Source organism: Marinobacter salarius, assembly GCF_032922745.1.
Lineage (GTDB): Bacteria > Pseudomonadota > Gammaproteobacteria > Pseudomonadales > Oleiphilaceae > Marinobacter.
In genome coordinates, this window is sequence record NZ_CP136693.1 from 1,407,853 (window position 1) to 1,420,647 (window position 12,795).

Below are 12,795 nucleotides of genomic sequence, written 5' to 3' on the forward strand. Positions count from 1 at the left end.
CAAACAAGAATGACAGATTTACGACTTGGTCATCTATAAGGATTGGCGGATGCAATGGATTCTTGGTATTGCACTGGCGGCAGCCGTATTTATTGTGCTGAAGCAGTGGGGCGCGCTATCACCGGAAAAGAAAAAGGCCGCTACCTGGAAAATCGTGTTGGTGGCGGGCGGCGCTCTGCTGCTGTTCATGGTGCTGACCGGGCGGGTGCATGTACTGACGGCCGCAGTGGCCGCCCTTTTACCACTACTGAGAAAGCTGCCAGCCTTACTGAAGTTTGCCCCGACGATCAGCCGCCTGTTCGGGCAGAACCAGCCGAATGGGTCTGATAATGACGACACTGCCACCCACCACGAGCACAGGCAAAAAAGCGCCAGTTCCGGCAATATGTCGATCAGCGAAGCCTGTGAGGTTCTTGGGGTTGCGCCAGACTGCACAGACGAAGAGATCGTGCAGGCGCATCGACGTTTGATCCAGAAACTCCACCCCGATCGAGGCGGCAACGATTACCTGGCAGCAAAGATCAACGAAGCCAAGAGTGTCTTGCTCAAACGCCGTATCTGACTGGCCTTAAAGAACCTCAACCTTTACCTCGAAGGTCTGGTTCTGGCGGCGGCTGTTCCCGGTTTGGTAGGTGATGCCGGACTGCTCACCTACTCGCTGTTGGCGCGTGCTGCCGAGTTCCACCCATTCACCGGGTTCTACCCGGCGTATGGTCATCACCGCCTCGGTGTCGTAGCCGGGCGGATTGCCCTTCGGGTCTTCCTCAAAAGAAACGATGTTCAATTCGACCGCCTGATCTGAAATCACCTGCGGACTGACCAGGAAGCCGCTTCGGGTTTCGACCTGTCCCAGAAATGCCGCTGGATTGCGGCCCCCGCGGATGGCGACCGGTACGGTGCGGACCTGGCCAGAGGCAATATGAGCGGATTGCCCATCCTGAACGATCAGCGTGCGTTCCTGATTCCGCCGTGTCGTGGTGACCTTGCGTTCTGCCTGTACGCTGACCTGGTTGTTGTTGACGGAAAACCCGCCGCCACCGGTTTTGGCATCCACGTTGTGACGGGAACGAACCGTAATACGCATCTGTGAGGGGGCAACGTCCATGGTCTCCACCAGCCTGCCGATTTCATCCAGCACCTCAGGTTCACCACGAACCACCATTTGCTGTCCGCGAGCGGTGATCGACACTTGGCCATCCGGGTACAGTTCGCGGATCTGTTGCGCCACACCCTCTGCGGAGCGCTGTGACATCTGGTAAGTACGGGCCTCGGGCGCCGCCGCTAGAGCGCCTGAAAAAAGCAGCAGGATCAGCAACAAAGAAAGCGTGGACCGACGATTCATCGCTGTGTTCATGAGTGACTCCGGGACTGGTAGGGCCGCAATACCTGCAAAAACCGAATTTACGGGTTGCAAAGCCGGAAACCGGGGATATATATTGGAAAGCATGAAGACGACACACGCGACCTGTCAATTGAATGTTCTGCAAGCTTTCGGTGAAAAATCGATCGCTGCGGTCGCTGCTGTGTTTTTTTGGTGGTTTGGTTATGGCTATTTTAGCCAGAGCCCGGGCCGCCCATAAGATCTTCATCGACCGAATAACGAGGAAGGCAGCCCGGCAAAAACCCAGGCTGCCACCGGACTCAAAAAGCCCCGACTGGTAGCCACCAGCCGGGGCTTTTTTGATTCTGACACAGGGAAACGGGAACACTGACCATGAACATGTCGCTGAACATCGAGACACTGAACGAGACCCGGCAGCCATCAGAGGCTGAGCCGGGAACCCGGGAAGTGCCGCTGCCGACACCATCCGAACTGCGAGCCAGCCTGCCGGTTCCTGCTCACATGCAGGCGCGGATTCGCCAGCACCGGGATGCTATTCGCCGGATACTCAAGGGCGAGGACCCGAGAACGCTGGTGGTCGTCGGCCCTTGCTCCATCCACGACGAAGTGGCGGCATTGGAGTATGGCGAGAAGCTCAAAGCGCTGGCGGATGATGTCAGCGACCGTTTCCTGATTGTGATGCGTACCTACCTCGAAAAACCCCGAACCACCGTTGGCTGGAAAGGCCTGCTCTATGACCCGGAGCGCACCGGCAGCGGAAACCTCAACGAAGGCCTGCTGCGTTCCCGGCGCCTGCTGTTGAACCTGTCAGATATGGGCCTGCCATTGGCCACGGAAGCCCTGAGCCCGTTCGCCATGGATTACCTTGGCGACCTCGTTAGTTGGACCGCCATCGGTGCCCGCACCACCGAGTCCCAGGTTCACCGTGAAATGGTCAGCGGTCTGCCGATGCCGACCGGTTTCAAAAATGGTACCGACGGCAGCATTGGCGTTGCCATCAACGCCATGAAATCGGCGTCCCATCCCCATCACCGGTTCGGCATAGGCAGTCATGGCGCACCCGCGATGATTACCACCGAGGGCAACCCCGATACACACCTGGTATTACGGGGCGGGCGAGGTATCACAAACTACGATGCGGAGAGTGTCCGCGAGGCCGTGGATGCCTTGTCCAGCGCAGGTGTTTCTGCTTCGGTGATGGTCGATTGCAGTCATGATAACGCTCAAAAGCAATCATCGCGGCAACTGGAGATAGCGAAGGAAGTCATGTTCCAGAAGCGGTCGGGTAACCGAAATATTGTTGGTTTGATGCTGGAAAGTTTTCTTGAAGAGGGGCGTCAAAATGACAGCGACGATTTAATTTACGGATGCTCCCTAACGGACCCCTGCATTGGCTGGAAGCAAACGGAAGAGCTGTTACGTAGCCTGTGAACAACGCTCTGGTGCATGCGCCGGTCTGTAGGCCTCTCCCAGAACACGCCCGTAAATACGTCCCTGTAGGGCTCGGTCGCGCCATCCATGGCGCTCCACGGTTCTGGGAGAGGCCTACAAACCGGCGCCCCGTCTTGTTTGGTTTGCCTGAAACCGGGGCGGGGCCGCTCTGGTTATTCTTTTTCCGGAAGGCTTCCGTCCCCAGACACTGTTGAAAACAGTAACTGCCCCGCCAGCAGCAACAGAACGCCCCCCATCAGCCGGTCCAGCCAATAGCCGAAACGGTTAAATCCCTTGCGGATCTGCGGCAGGGTGAAGAATACCGCCACGGCCATGAACCACAGGCCGGTGGCCACTGCCATATAGACGCCATAAGCCGTTTGAATCGCAATCGGCGTACCCGGGCTGATGATCACGGAAAAGAGTGATACGAAGAACAGCGTGGCTTTCGGGTTCAGGGTATTGGTCAGAAAACCCAGCCGATAGGCCGCGAAACCGCTTTGCCGACCACCGTTTTCCGTTTCGACATGAATGCCGCCGGCTTTCGAGCGCAGGCACTGTATCGCGATCCAGGTGAGGTAGAGGGCGCCAACCACTTTGAGAATACTGAACAGCACCAGTGACTGCTGGATAATCAGGCCAATGCCCAGCAGGGAATACCCCACGTGAATCAGAATTCCCGTGCCAATGCCGAAGGCCGTCAGCAGGGCGTTGCGACGGCTTTGGCACAGCGCCTGGCGAAGCATCACAGCAAAGTCTGGCCCTGGGCTGGCGACGGCCAGGAAATGAACGAGGGCGACGGTGATGAATTCTGGCCAGTAGTTGTGCATACCTTTTATCTCCAGGAAAGCTCCGTTACAGGGCGCCAGTCTAGAAGGCGTGGTTGAAAAAGTCCCGCGTCGAATGCTGCGATGTCATTGGTTGGCAACTGAACGGTTTCTCGTATTCACTCCTATACTGAGGCAGAACCATGAATTTTGTAGGCGGTGAGGGGAGTTGTAGACGTGGAAAAACGCAAGGTGGATGTCGCTGTTATTGGCGCGGGTACCGCTGGCATGAGCGCCTATCGCGCTGCCCGCAAGCATACGGACAATATCGTTTTGATTGAAGGCGGTGCCTACGGTACCACCTGTGCCAGTGTCGGCTGTATGCCCAGCAAGCTTTTGATTGCTGCGGCCGACAGCGCCCATCAGTCGCGCAAGGCACCGATGTTTGGTGTTCACCCCGGTGATATCCGAATTGATGGCAAAGAGGTGATGGCGCGTGTCCGCAGGGAGCGGGACCGGTTCGTCAGCTTTGTGATAGAGGCGGTTGAGGGATTTCCCGAGGCTCACCGGCTTCGCGGCCAGGCCCGTTTCCTGTCGCCTCACCGAATTGTTGTTGGAGAGAAGGTGGAAGTCGAGGCCGCCCGTGTGGTCATTGCCACCGGTTCCCGGCCGAACGTCCCCGGCTTTCTCAAGGACGCCAAGGACCGACTGGTGGTGAACGATGACATTTTCGAGTGGGACGACCTGCCTGGGTCCGTTGCCGTGTTCGGCCCCGGCATAATTGGTCTGGAACTGGGGCAGGCGCTCAGTCGGTTGGGGGTTCGGGTGCGAATGTTTGGTGTCAGTGGAAGCCTTGGGCCACTTCAGGAAGAGACGATTCGCCACTATGCCCTGAAAACATTCAATGAAGAATTTCCGTTGGATACCAACGCCGTCGTCCGGTCGGTTGAGCGAACGGACGACGGCGTGAGTATTCGTTTTTCAGGAGCGGATCGCAGTGAAACCACGGAAAATTTCGACTATCTATTGGCAGCCACGGGGCGTCGCCCCAATGTCGACAGTCTGGATATACAGAACGCGGATATTGCCGAGGATGATCATGGCTCGCCGTTGTTCGATCATTACACGCTTCAGTGTGGTGACAGTCATATCTTTATCGCTGGAGATGCCAACAATGAAGTGCCACTGCTCCATGAGGCGGCTGATGAGGGGCGAATAGCCGGCGATAACGCGGCTCGATACCCTGATGTGCGGGCGGGGCTGCGCCGGGTGCCATTGGGCATCGTGTTCACCGATCCACAGATCGCCACGGTGGGTATGACTCTCAGCGAAGTCGATGAGCGTTGCAAGGGGCGCTATGCCGTTGGTGAGGTTTCTTTCGAAGGGCAGGGGCGCAGTCGCGTTATTGGCGCTAATAAGGGCTTGCTGCATGTCTACGGTGAGCGGGGCAGTGGGTTATTTCTGGGCGCGGAGATGTTTGGTCCTGCGGCCGAGCACATCGGCCACTTGCTGGCCTGGTCGCTGCAAAAGCACATGACCGTAAGCGAGATGCTGACTATGCCGTTTTACCACCCGGTGATCGAAGAAGGGGTCCGCACGGCATTGCGTGACCTCAACCGTAAGCTGGATATCGGCCCACAACCGATTGAGCATTGCCTGGATTGCGGCCCGGGTGGCTAGAGTCAAGGAGATGGCCCCGATCAGAAACTGTGTGCGACCGGGGTTGCCTCCGGGCCAGAGACGCCCCTTGTAATCTGTTGCCTGCGCGCCCATATCTTTTCGTGAAAGAAATAGGCAACCGTGTTAATTGCTGGTTCTACCATGGCAATCAGGCTACCAATCACGATGTCGCCGGTCAGCAGATAAGCAACGGTAAAGGCCACGGTGAAATGAGTAATGGCAAATGTAATGGTTTTCAGCAACGAGTTGTCACCCTCTGAACCATGGTCATGGAAAAACATCTTCAGGGCACTCATAGTCAGTCAGCTCCGCGTGTGCGATGGATATAGGTCCATTCAACAGCAATTGAGAATCGTTGTTAAATAAATAATGTGAAGATTTTTTATAGTCTTTGGCTATTGTTTGGTTCTGCCAAGAATTGGCAATAGCTATCACGAAGATTGGATAACTAAACTTTATCTATTCACGATTCCTGGTTAGATTAGCGGCCAGTACATTCCGGTAACTGTCAAGGAGACACGTTATGAGCAAGAACTTTATTGGGCTGGACACTGAAAAGACCCAGAGCCTGGCAAACGCACTGAACGATCTGTTGTCCAATTACCAGATCTTCTACATGAACGTTCGTGGCTATCACTGGAACATCAAAGGTGACAACTTTTTCGAACTGCATGCCAAATTTGAAGAGCTTTATGACGACCTGTTGTTGAAGATTGACGAGATAGCCGAGCGGGTTTTGACCCTCGGGCACAGGCCTGCGCACGCCTACAGCACCTACATCGAAAAATCCGAGGTGCCTGAGCGAAAGGATGTGGCCGATGGTAAGGATGCTGTTGAAAATATCGTAGACAGTTTCGCTAAATTGATCGGCAAGCAGCGGGAGCTGCTACATCTGGCTGGCGATGCTGACGATGAGGGCACCGTTGCGTTGATGAGTGATTACATCTCTCAGCAGGAAAAGACAGTATGGATGTACCGCAGCTACCTCGGCCAATAAAGCCCTTGGAACTCTCAATAGCTTGAGCAAGCGTTGAAAATGGCGACCGTGCGGTCGCCATTTTTTTGCGGGTACCGCCTCTCCTGAGCAGTCCTGACTTAAAAGTGACGCATTTCTGTCACCTCTTCTCCATAAAGTGTCGTGTACAACCACACGTGTAACGACAGAAGAAGAGGCAAACATGACATTCCAGAAGTCACTCCATACTGCAGCCATCCTCGCATCCACCCTGGGCCTGACGGCCTGCGACGGTGATGATGGTGACGATGGCAGCGCGGGTTCGCCCGGCACCAGCCAGACCCTGATTGAGCTGAATACCCTCGGCACCTATGCAAGCGGTGCTTTCGATGAAAGCGCGGCGGAAATCGTGGCCCACGATCCGGCGAACCAGCGCCTGTTTGTCATCAATGCCAACGATTCAACCGTGGATGTGTTGGACATCCAGGACCCCGAGATGCCAATAAAGCTCAGCACCATTGATGCCACCGCCGAAGGTGCTTCCGCGAATAGCGTGGCGGTATACGGCGATCTCGTGGCCGTCGCCATTGAAGCCAACGTCAAGCAGGACAACGGCAAGGTGGTGTTCTACAACAGCACCGACCTGAACAAGGTGGGTGAAGTAGAGGCGGGCGCCCTGCCGGATATGCTGACGTTTACCCGCGATGGCCAGAAGCTCCTCGTGGCCAACGAGGGCGAACCCAGTGATGACTACAGTGTTGACCCGGAGGGTTCCGTTAGCGTTGTTGACCTGTCCAACGGCGTGGCTGCGGCGACGGTCACCACGGCCGGGTTCGCCAGCTTCAACGGTCAGCTGGCGGAACTTATGGAACAGGGCCTGAGAGTATTCGGGCCGGGCGCCACTCTGGCCCAGGATCTGGAGCCGGAATACATCGCGATCTCTATCGACGGTGAAAAAGCCTGGGTCGCGATGCAGGAAGCAAATGCCGTTGCCGAACTGGACATCGCGGCCGGGGAAATTACCGCCATTATTCCGCTGGGCTTCAAGGATCACAGCATCATCGGCAACGAATTGGACGCCAGCAACGACGACAGCGGCATCAACATTCGCAACTGGCCGGTGAAGGGCATTTACCATCCGGATGCCATGACCAGCTACGGTTTTAACGGAAAAACCTATTACATCACCGCCAACGAGGGTGATTCCCGGGATTACGACGGCTTCAGTGAGGAATTCCGCGTCGCCGACCTGACGCTGGATGCCATGGCCTTCCCGAACGCTGCCGAGTTGCAGGAAGACGCTAACCTGGGACGCCTGAACGTCACATCCACCCTGGGTTTTGGCAATTCCTGCGCGCCCAGCGATCCTGCCAACGTCATTCTCGTGGGCGGTGAGTATGACCGGAGCTATGTGGAGAATAACTGTGTCTACAGTGAGCTCTACGCCTACGGTGCGCGTTCGTTTTCAATCTGGTCGGAAACCGGCGAGCGGGTCTTCGACAGCGGCAGTGAATTCGAGCGCATTACCGCGAGCCTGATCCCGGACAATTTCAACAGCAATAATGACGAAAACGCGTTCGAAAACCGCTCCGACGATAAGGGACCAGAGCCTGAGGCGGTCACCGTGGGTACTATCAACGGCCAGACCTTTGCCTTTATTGGTCTTGAACGGGTTGGGGGCATCATGGTCTATAACGTGACCAATCCGCAGAACCCGGAATTCGTCCAGTACCTCAATAACCGCGATTTCTCTGCCTCCCAGACCGATCTTGAGAGTGGAATGGCGGGTGATCTTGGGCCCGAGGGGCTTGCCTTTATCGCTGCTGACGACAGCCCCAATGGCAAGCCGATGTTAGCGGTAGGCAACGAGGTGAGTGGCACGACCACTCTGTATGGTATCGATGTGATTGAACTGGCCGCTGACTGACCGTCGGTGTGATAAGGAGAGCCGGACCGGGTACTGCCCGATCCGGTTTTATACGTTCTATCAGCCTTGGGAAACCGTCGCCAGCGGTGGCACCTGCTGATGCAGGAACCATTTTTCGGTGACGACCTTGCGGGTGAACCAGTGGGACCGCATCAGGGTGCTGGCCAATGGCATTTTGACCCAGTCCGGCACTTGCCAGCCCTCATCCTGAGGCATGGCGCGATTCCCAAAACGGCTGGCAATAGCTTCGCCGTAAGCCTGCAGTGCCTGGGCAGAATAATCCTCCTGGTCGCGAATAATGTCTGCCGCCATCAATGCGGACTCTATGGCAGGGCGAATACCTTCGCCGCTCTGAGTGTAAGCCAGGCCGGCGGAATCACCGATCAACAGCAGGCCGTCATCGGCCAGTGGTCTCTCCGCGTGGGCGTATAGCAGGTAGGCATGTCCTTTGAACTTGCCCGGTAAATCGGCCGGTATGCGTCCTTCGGATTTCATCTCCTCCACGAAGGCATTGAGGTGCTCGGTCAGTTTGTGATTGTCTTCCCGACCAAGGCCAATATTGAGAAAATTACCTTTTCGGAACACCCAGGCATAGCCCTTCAGGTCGCGGCAGAACCAGAGCTCGGGGGTGTCGCCACGGGCTTCGCACACCTCGGCCTGTTGAGGCGTCATCTCGAATTCCACCTCTTTGGCCGCCACCACGACTTCGTGGCTGCCAGGGCCGTCTCCCATCAGCTTCGCCACCGGGCAGAAATGGCCCCCGGCACCTACGATCAGGGGTGCCTCCCAGGTATCGTTGATCACCCAGTTGCCATCGCGACGAACAATGGACTTGACCGGTGTGTTCAGTTGCTTCGGCACGGTTGTCCTGTCCAGAAGAAACGCATCGAACTCGCAGCGCCGTATGCCGTAACTGACAATGTCACCGTGGTCATTTTCTACCGCCGGTTGCCCCATCATGCCTATACGGAACCGCCGGATGGGCTGGAGGGTTCGCCCGGTGCCGTAGTGGTTGATGTCGATGTCGAGACTGTCCATCACCGCAGGGGTAACCCAGCCGGCGCAGGTCTTGTCCCGAGGGAAATCCTTCTTATCGATCACCAGAATGCGTTTGCCACTGTCCTGCAGTGCGTGGGCAAGCGTGGAGCCTGCGGGCCCGGCACCCACGATAATCAGGTCGTAGTAGTCCATGATTATGCCTCCGGAGCTGCGGGGGACGAATAGATATCCTGGCGGTTTTGTGGCAGTTGGTTGTTCCCGCCATGGGTGAAGACCACCTGGAACAGTTGCAGTGACCCGGCCCGGAAGGCGGCTATGGAGCCGGCGAGGTACATTTCCCAGGCCCGGGCAAAGTGCCCGTCGTACATCTCTGTGACCTTGTCCATGTTGCTTCTGTACCGTTCCATCCAGTGGGTCAGCGTCTGGGCGTAGTGCAGTCTGAGGTTTTCGACATCCAGCACCGAAAAGTCGCTGTGCTCGCAGATGCCCATGAACTCAGAGATACTCGGTGGGTAAGCGCCCGGAAAGATGCGTTTCTCAATCCAGGCGTTCATCAGCATGGGCCGGTTGCGGCCGATGCTGTGCAGTAACGCCAGGCCGCCCGGCTTCAGGGAGCGACTGATCAGCTCCGACAGTGCCTGGTAATTGTCCGTGCCGACATGCTCCAGCATGCCGATGGACACAAAGGCGTCGTATTGGCCGCTGATATTGCGATAGTCGTCTTCAACGTATTCAATCAGGTGCTCCAACTGCTGACGCCTGGCTTCTTCCCGGGCGTAGGTTAGCTGTTCTTTCGAGATGTTGTAGGAATGCACCTCTACGCCGTAGTTCCTGGCCATATAGCGCGCAAGACCACCCCAGCCACAGCCAGCTTCCACAACCGTCATGCCGGGTTTCAGCCGTAACTTGCGGCAAACGTGCTCCAGCTTGGCCAATTGGGCCTGTTCCAGGGTCAAATCCGGCGTTTCGTAATAGGCGCAGGTGTACTGCATTTCGGCATGATCCAGCCAGAGCCGGTAAAATTCGTTGCCCAGATCGTAATGGTGGTGAATGTTCTCCCGGGCTTCAGAAACGCCAGTAGAGCGGGGGTTATGGTTGCGCCACAGGGCTTCCAGCCATTTGGGCCATTTCTGCCTGGCGTTGTGAATTGAGCGGTAAAGTGTCTCCATCAGCTCCGAAAGATCGCCATCTACCTGCAGTCTGCCTGCACTGTATAGATCTCCAAACGCCAGGTTGGGGTTGGTAACCAGCGTAAACAGCGCCTTGGGGTCTGTCAGTTTGAGCGTAAAGCGGGCATGGCCTTCTTCAGGGTCAATGAATTCGTTGTTCCACAACTGGAACCGTAGCGGCGGTGACCCGGCCATGCGCATCAGCTTGGCGATCAGCCAGCGTTCATAACTGTGAGGCTCACGGTCCGCCTGCTGCTCTTCCAGGGGCAACGTCAGGACGTGAGGCCTGTCCTCCGGTCGGTCGTTGGTGGACGCTGGGGGTTTCCGGGCGGTGCTTTGGCTCATGGATACATATCTCCCTTTTTCAGCTGGTTAATCACGGACTGAAGTCGGCGGGCTTGGCCGACAGTGATTCAGCATCAGGGCGTGTCCCGATATCACAACTGAGAATCGCCTGCTTCGTCTTTAGTATAGAAAACAAGCGTGTTTTGTCATATCCCCCCACACACCAAAGAATGGAGGGTTGCTATTGGGGCATTAGGTAAAAGGGGTAAAAGCGGGAATGGCGGGCAAAAAAACCGGGGCTGCAAGGCCCCGGCTTGTCGGTGTGCTGTCGGCTGCGCCGACGTCAGTAGGTCGAGCTCATGCCAAACCATTCCGGGAAAATGACGATCATCGCCAGCACCAGTACCTGCATCAGGATAAACGGTAGTACCCCTTTGTAGATATCGGTGGTCTGTACACCGGGTGGTGATACGCCTTTGAGATAGAACAGACTGAACCCGAATGGGGGCGTCAGGAAACTGGTTTGCAGGTTCATGGCAATCAGAATCGCGAACCACAGCATGTTGATGCCCATGGCTTCCGCCACCGGTGCCAGGATCGGCACGATGATGAACGAAATTTCCACGAAGTCGATGAAGAAGCCCAGCACCAGGATGACCAGCATGGCCAGGATAATGAAGCCCCATTTTTCGCCGGGAAGCTGCAGTAGCCATTCTTCCAGCAGGTAATCGCCACCGGTGTAGCTGAACACCATCGAGAATGCGGTTGCACCCACGAGGATGGCGAACACCATGGCAGTGACCTTCACCGTGTCCTTTGAGGCATCCCACACCATCTTGAAGGAGAACTGGCGGTAAATGATGGCCAGCACCACGGCGCCGACACCACCGAGCGCCGAAGATTCCGTGGGGGTGGCAATACCGGCAAAGATGGAGCCCAATACGACGATGATCAACGCCAGCGGCGGGATAATCGCCAGCAGCGCTGCACGGATTTCCTTGCCCCGTGACAGTCCGCTGTCATCCGGCATGGCGGGGCCGGTTTCAGGCTTGAAGCGGGTGAGAACAAGGATGTAGATGATGTACAGACCGACCAGCACCACACCTGGGATAACGGCTGCCCTGAAGAGGTCGCCAACCGGGAGCCCGAGCACGTCGCCAAGGATAATCAGGATAATCGAAGGCGGTACGATCTGGCCCAGTGTGCCGGACGCACAGATAGTGCCCGTGGCAAGCCGCTTGTCGTAGTTATGGGCCAGCATCACGGGGAGAGAGATCAGACCCATGGCTACCACACTAGCACCGACGACGCCCGTTGATGCGGCGAGCAGGGCACCTACCAGGATGGTGGAAATGGCCAGGCCCCCTGGCAATCCACCGAACAGGCGGCCCATGGAGGTCAGCAATTGCTCGGCCAGCCGCGTGCGTTGCAGGACCACACCCATGAAGATGAACAACGGCACCGCCATCAGCACCGTGTTCTGCATGACGCTCATGATGCGATAGGGCATGAAAGCGAACAGATCCATGCCTTCGGCATAGATCCCGAAAAACAGGGCAACGCCGCCAAAGGTAAAGGCAACCGGGAAGCCCAGCATCAGAAGGAGGAGGGCGGCTCCGAACATAATCATACCGATCATGCGAGACCCTCCGCGCCGTGCTTGGGCTCATAGGTCTTGTCGCCGGAGATAACCCGTATTGCGAAGGTCACCATGTTGAACCCGGCGATACCGGTAAACACCGCGGAAATCGGGATCACGCTCTTGATCACCCAGCGATGGGGTAGCCCACCCGGGTCGCCGCTGCCTTCGCCCATGCTGTAGGACTCAACGGCAAAATCGTAACCGTAGTTCCAGATCAGGTAGGCAAAGGGGATGACAAAGATAACAGCACCAACGATGTTGACCCAGGCTTTGGTCTTGTCACGCCAGCGGGTGTAGAAAACGTCTACGCGAACATGGCCGTCCGTGCGCAATGCGTAGGGGATGCCCAACAGGAACACCACGGAATAGAGATGCCACTCCATTTCCTGCATACCGATCGAAACTTCATTGAAAGCGTAGCGGGCTACTACGTCGTAGAAGACGTTACCGGCCATCAGAATCATTGCGGCACAGGCCACCCAGCCGCAAAAAATGGACAGGGTGGCCAGGCCCTCGTCCAGCTTGATAATCCAACGCATTGATTGTCCTCCGCCAGCGAGCCGGCGATTTTTCAATTGCTATAAACGACAAAACCGGG

General features: G+C 56.6%; 12 protein-coding genes. 5 read left to right on the plus strand and 7 right to left on the minus strand.

Annotated features, from left to right (window positions below; genetic code table 11):
- Positions 1-49 precede the first annotated feature (49 nt).
- On the plus strand, positions 50-562 hold the full coding sequence (locus R1T46_RS06445) for a DnaJ domain-containing protein (protein ID WP_317307729.1): 513 nt from the start codon (positions 50-52) through the stop codon (positions 560-562).
- Between the two features lie 6 nt (positions 563-568).
- Here R1T46_RS06445 and R1T46_RS06450 read toward each other — a convergent pair whose 3' ends face one another.
- Positions 569-1,354 carry a secretin N-terminal domain-containing protein gene (locus R1T46_RS06450; RefSeq protein ID WP_317307730.1) on the minus strand — a complete coding sequence of 262 codons (786 nt, stop codon included), beginning with the start codon at positions 1,352-1,354 and terminating at the stop codon, positions 569-571.
- A 360-nt stretch (positions 1,355-1,714) separates the two neighbouring features.
- On the opposite strand from R1T46_RS06450, the gene R1T46_RS06455 reads away from it, so the two are divergent.
- A complete protein-coding gene (locus R1T46_RS06455; RefSeq protein ID WP_317307731.1) occupies positions 1,715-2,773 on the plus strand; it encodes a 3-deoxy-7-phosphoheptulonate synthase in 1,059 nt (352 codons plus the stop codon).
- Between the two features lie 173 nt (positions 2,774-2,946).
- Here the strand turns inward: R1T46_RS06455 and R1T46_RS06460 are convergent, their stop codons facing one another.
- Positions 2,947-3,603, minus strand: coding sequence for a LysE family translocator (locus R1T46_RS06460; RefSeq protein WP_317307732.1), 657 nt, complete (start codon positions 3,601-3,603; stop codon positions 2,947-2,949).
- A 174-nt stretch (positions 3,604-3,777) separates the two neighbouring features.
- Here R1T46_RS06460 and R1T46_RS06465 point away from each other — a divergent pair, with 174 nt between their 5' ends.
- On the plus strand, positions 3,778-5,220 hold the full coding sequence (locus R1T46_RS06465; RefSeq protein ID WP_317307733.1) for a dihydrolipoyl dehydrogenase: 1,443 nt from the start codon (positions 3,778-3,780) through the stop codon (positions 5,218-5,220).
- 20 nt (positions 5,221-5,240) lie between these two features.
- Here the strand turns inward: R1T46_RS06465 and R1T46_RS06470 are convergent, their stop codons facing one another.
- Complete coding sequence (locus tag R1T46_RS06470; RefSeq protein ID WP_317307734.1) at positions 5,241-5,516, minus strand: DUF2061 domain-containing protein; 276 nt, start codon at positions 5,514-5,516, stop codon at positions 5,241-5,243.
- Positions 5,517-5,743: 227 nt separating this feature from the next.
- On the opposite strand from R1T46_RS06470, the gene R1T46_RS06475 reads away from it, so the two are divergent.
- Complete coding sequence (locus R1T46_RS06475; protein WP_007154203.1) at positions 5,744-6,217, plus strand: Dps family protein; 474 nt, start codon at positions 5,744-5,746, stop codon at positions 6,215-6,217.
- Between the two features lie 181 nt (positions 6,218-6,398).
- Entirely contained in the window at positions 6,399-8,102 is a 1,704-nt protein-coding gene (locus tag R1T46_RS06480) for a choice-of-anchor I family protein (RefSeq protein ID WP_317307735.1), read from the plus strand.
- A 60-nt stretch (positions 8,103-8,162) separates the two neighbouring features.
- Here the strand turns inward: R1T46_RS06480 and R1T46_RS06485 are convergent, their stop codons facing one another.
- The 4 genes from R1T46_RS06485 to R1T46_RS06500 all read right to left on the minus strand — a co-directional run bounded on the left by R1T46_RS06485 (position 8,163) and on the right by R1T46_RS06500 (position 12,736).
- A complete protein-coding gene (locus tag R1T46_RS06485) occupies positions 8,163-9,293 on the minus strand; it encodes an NAD(P)/FAD-dependent oxidoreductase (RefSeq protein ID WP_317307736.1) in 1,131 nt (376 codons plus the stop codon).
- A gap of 2 nt (positions 9,294-9,295) precedes the next feature.
- Positions 9,296-10,615: a cyclopropane-fatty-acyl-phospholipid synthase family protein gene (locus R1T46_RS06490; protein ID WP_317307737.1), complete on the minus strand. Its 1,320-nt coding sequence runs from the start codon at positions 10,613-10,615 to the stop codon at positions 9,296-9,298.
- A gap of 283 nt (positions 10,616-10,898) precedes the next feature.
- The gene (locus R1T46_RS06495) at positions 10,899-12,194 is read right to left on the minus strand and encodes a TRAP transporter large permease subunit (protein ID WP_036211044.1); all 1,296 of its coding nucleotides are present in this window, start codon (positions 12,192-12,194) and stop codon (positions 10,899-10,901) included.
- Positions 12,191-12,736 carry a TRAP transporter small permease subunit gene (locus R1T46_RS06500; protein ID WP_036211047.1) on the minus strand — a complete coding sequence of 182 codons (546 nt, stop codon included), beginning with the start codon at positions 12,734-12,736 and terminating at the stop codon, positions 12,191-12,193. Before R1T46_RS06500 ends, R1T46_RS06495 begins: the two co-directional genes overlap by 4 nt.
- Between the last annotated feature and the right edge of the window lie 59 nt (positions 12,737-12,795).

Coding starts and splice junctions, on each gene's coding strand:
- R1T46_RS06455 (WP_317307731.1), top strand. CDS start 1,715: ATGAACATGTCGCTGAACATCGAGACACTGAACGAGACCCGGCAGCCA.
- R1T46_RS06470 (WP_317307734.1), bottom strand. CDS start 5,516: ATGAGTGCCCTGAAGATGTTTTTCCATGACCATGGTTCAGAGGGTGAC.
- R1T46_RS06485 (WP_317307736.1), bottom strand. CDS start 9,293: ATGGACTACTACGACCTGATTATCGTGGGTGCCGGGCCCGCAGGCTCC.
- R1T46_RS06495 (WP_036211044.1), bottom strand. CDS start 12,194: ATGATCGGTATGATTATGTTCGGAGCCGCCCTCCTCCTTCTGATGCTG.
- R1T46_RS06460 (WP_317307732.1), bottom strand. CDS start 3,603: ATGCACAACTACTGGCCAGAATTCATCACCGTCGCCCTCGTTCATTTC.
- R1T46_RS06445 (WP_317307729.1), top strand. CDS start 50: ATGCAATGGATTCTTGGTATTGCACTGGCGGCAGCCGTATTTATTGTG.
- R1T46_RS06475 (WP_007154203.1), top strand. CDS start 5,744: ATGAGCAAGAACTTTATTGGGCTGGACACTGAAAAGACCCAGAGCCTG.
- R1T46_RS06500 (WP_036211047.1), bottom strand. CDS start 12,736: ATGCGTTGGATTATCAAGCTGGACGAGGGCCTGGCCACCCTGTCCATT.
- R1T46_RS06480 (WP_317307735.1), top strand. CDS start 6,399: ATGACATTCCAGAAGTCACTCCATACTGCAGCCATCCTCGCATCCACC.
- R1T46_RS06450 (WP_317307730.1), bottom strand. CDS start 1,354: ATGAACACAGCGATGAATCGTCGGTCCACGCTTTCTTTGTTGCTGATC.
- R1T46_RS06490 (WP_317307737.1), bottom strand. CDS start 10,615: ATGAGCCAAAGCACCGCCCGGAAACCCCCAGCGTCCACCAACGACCGA.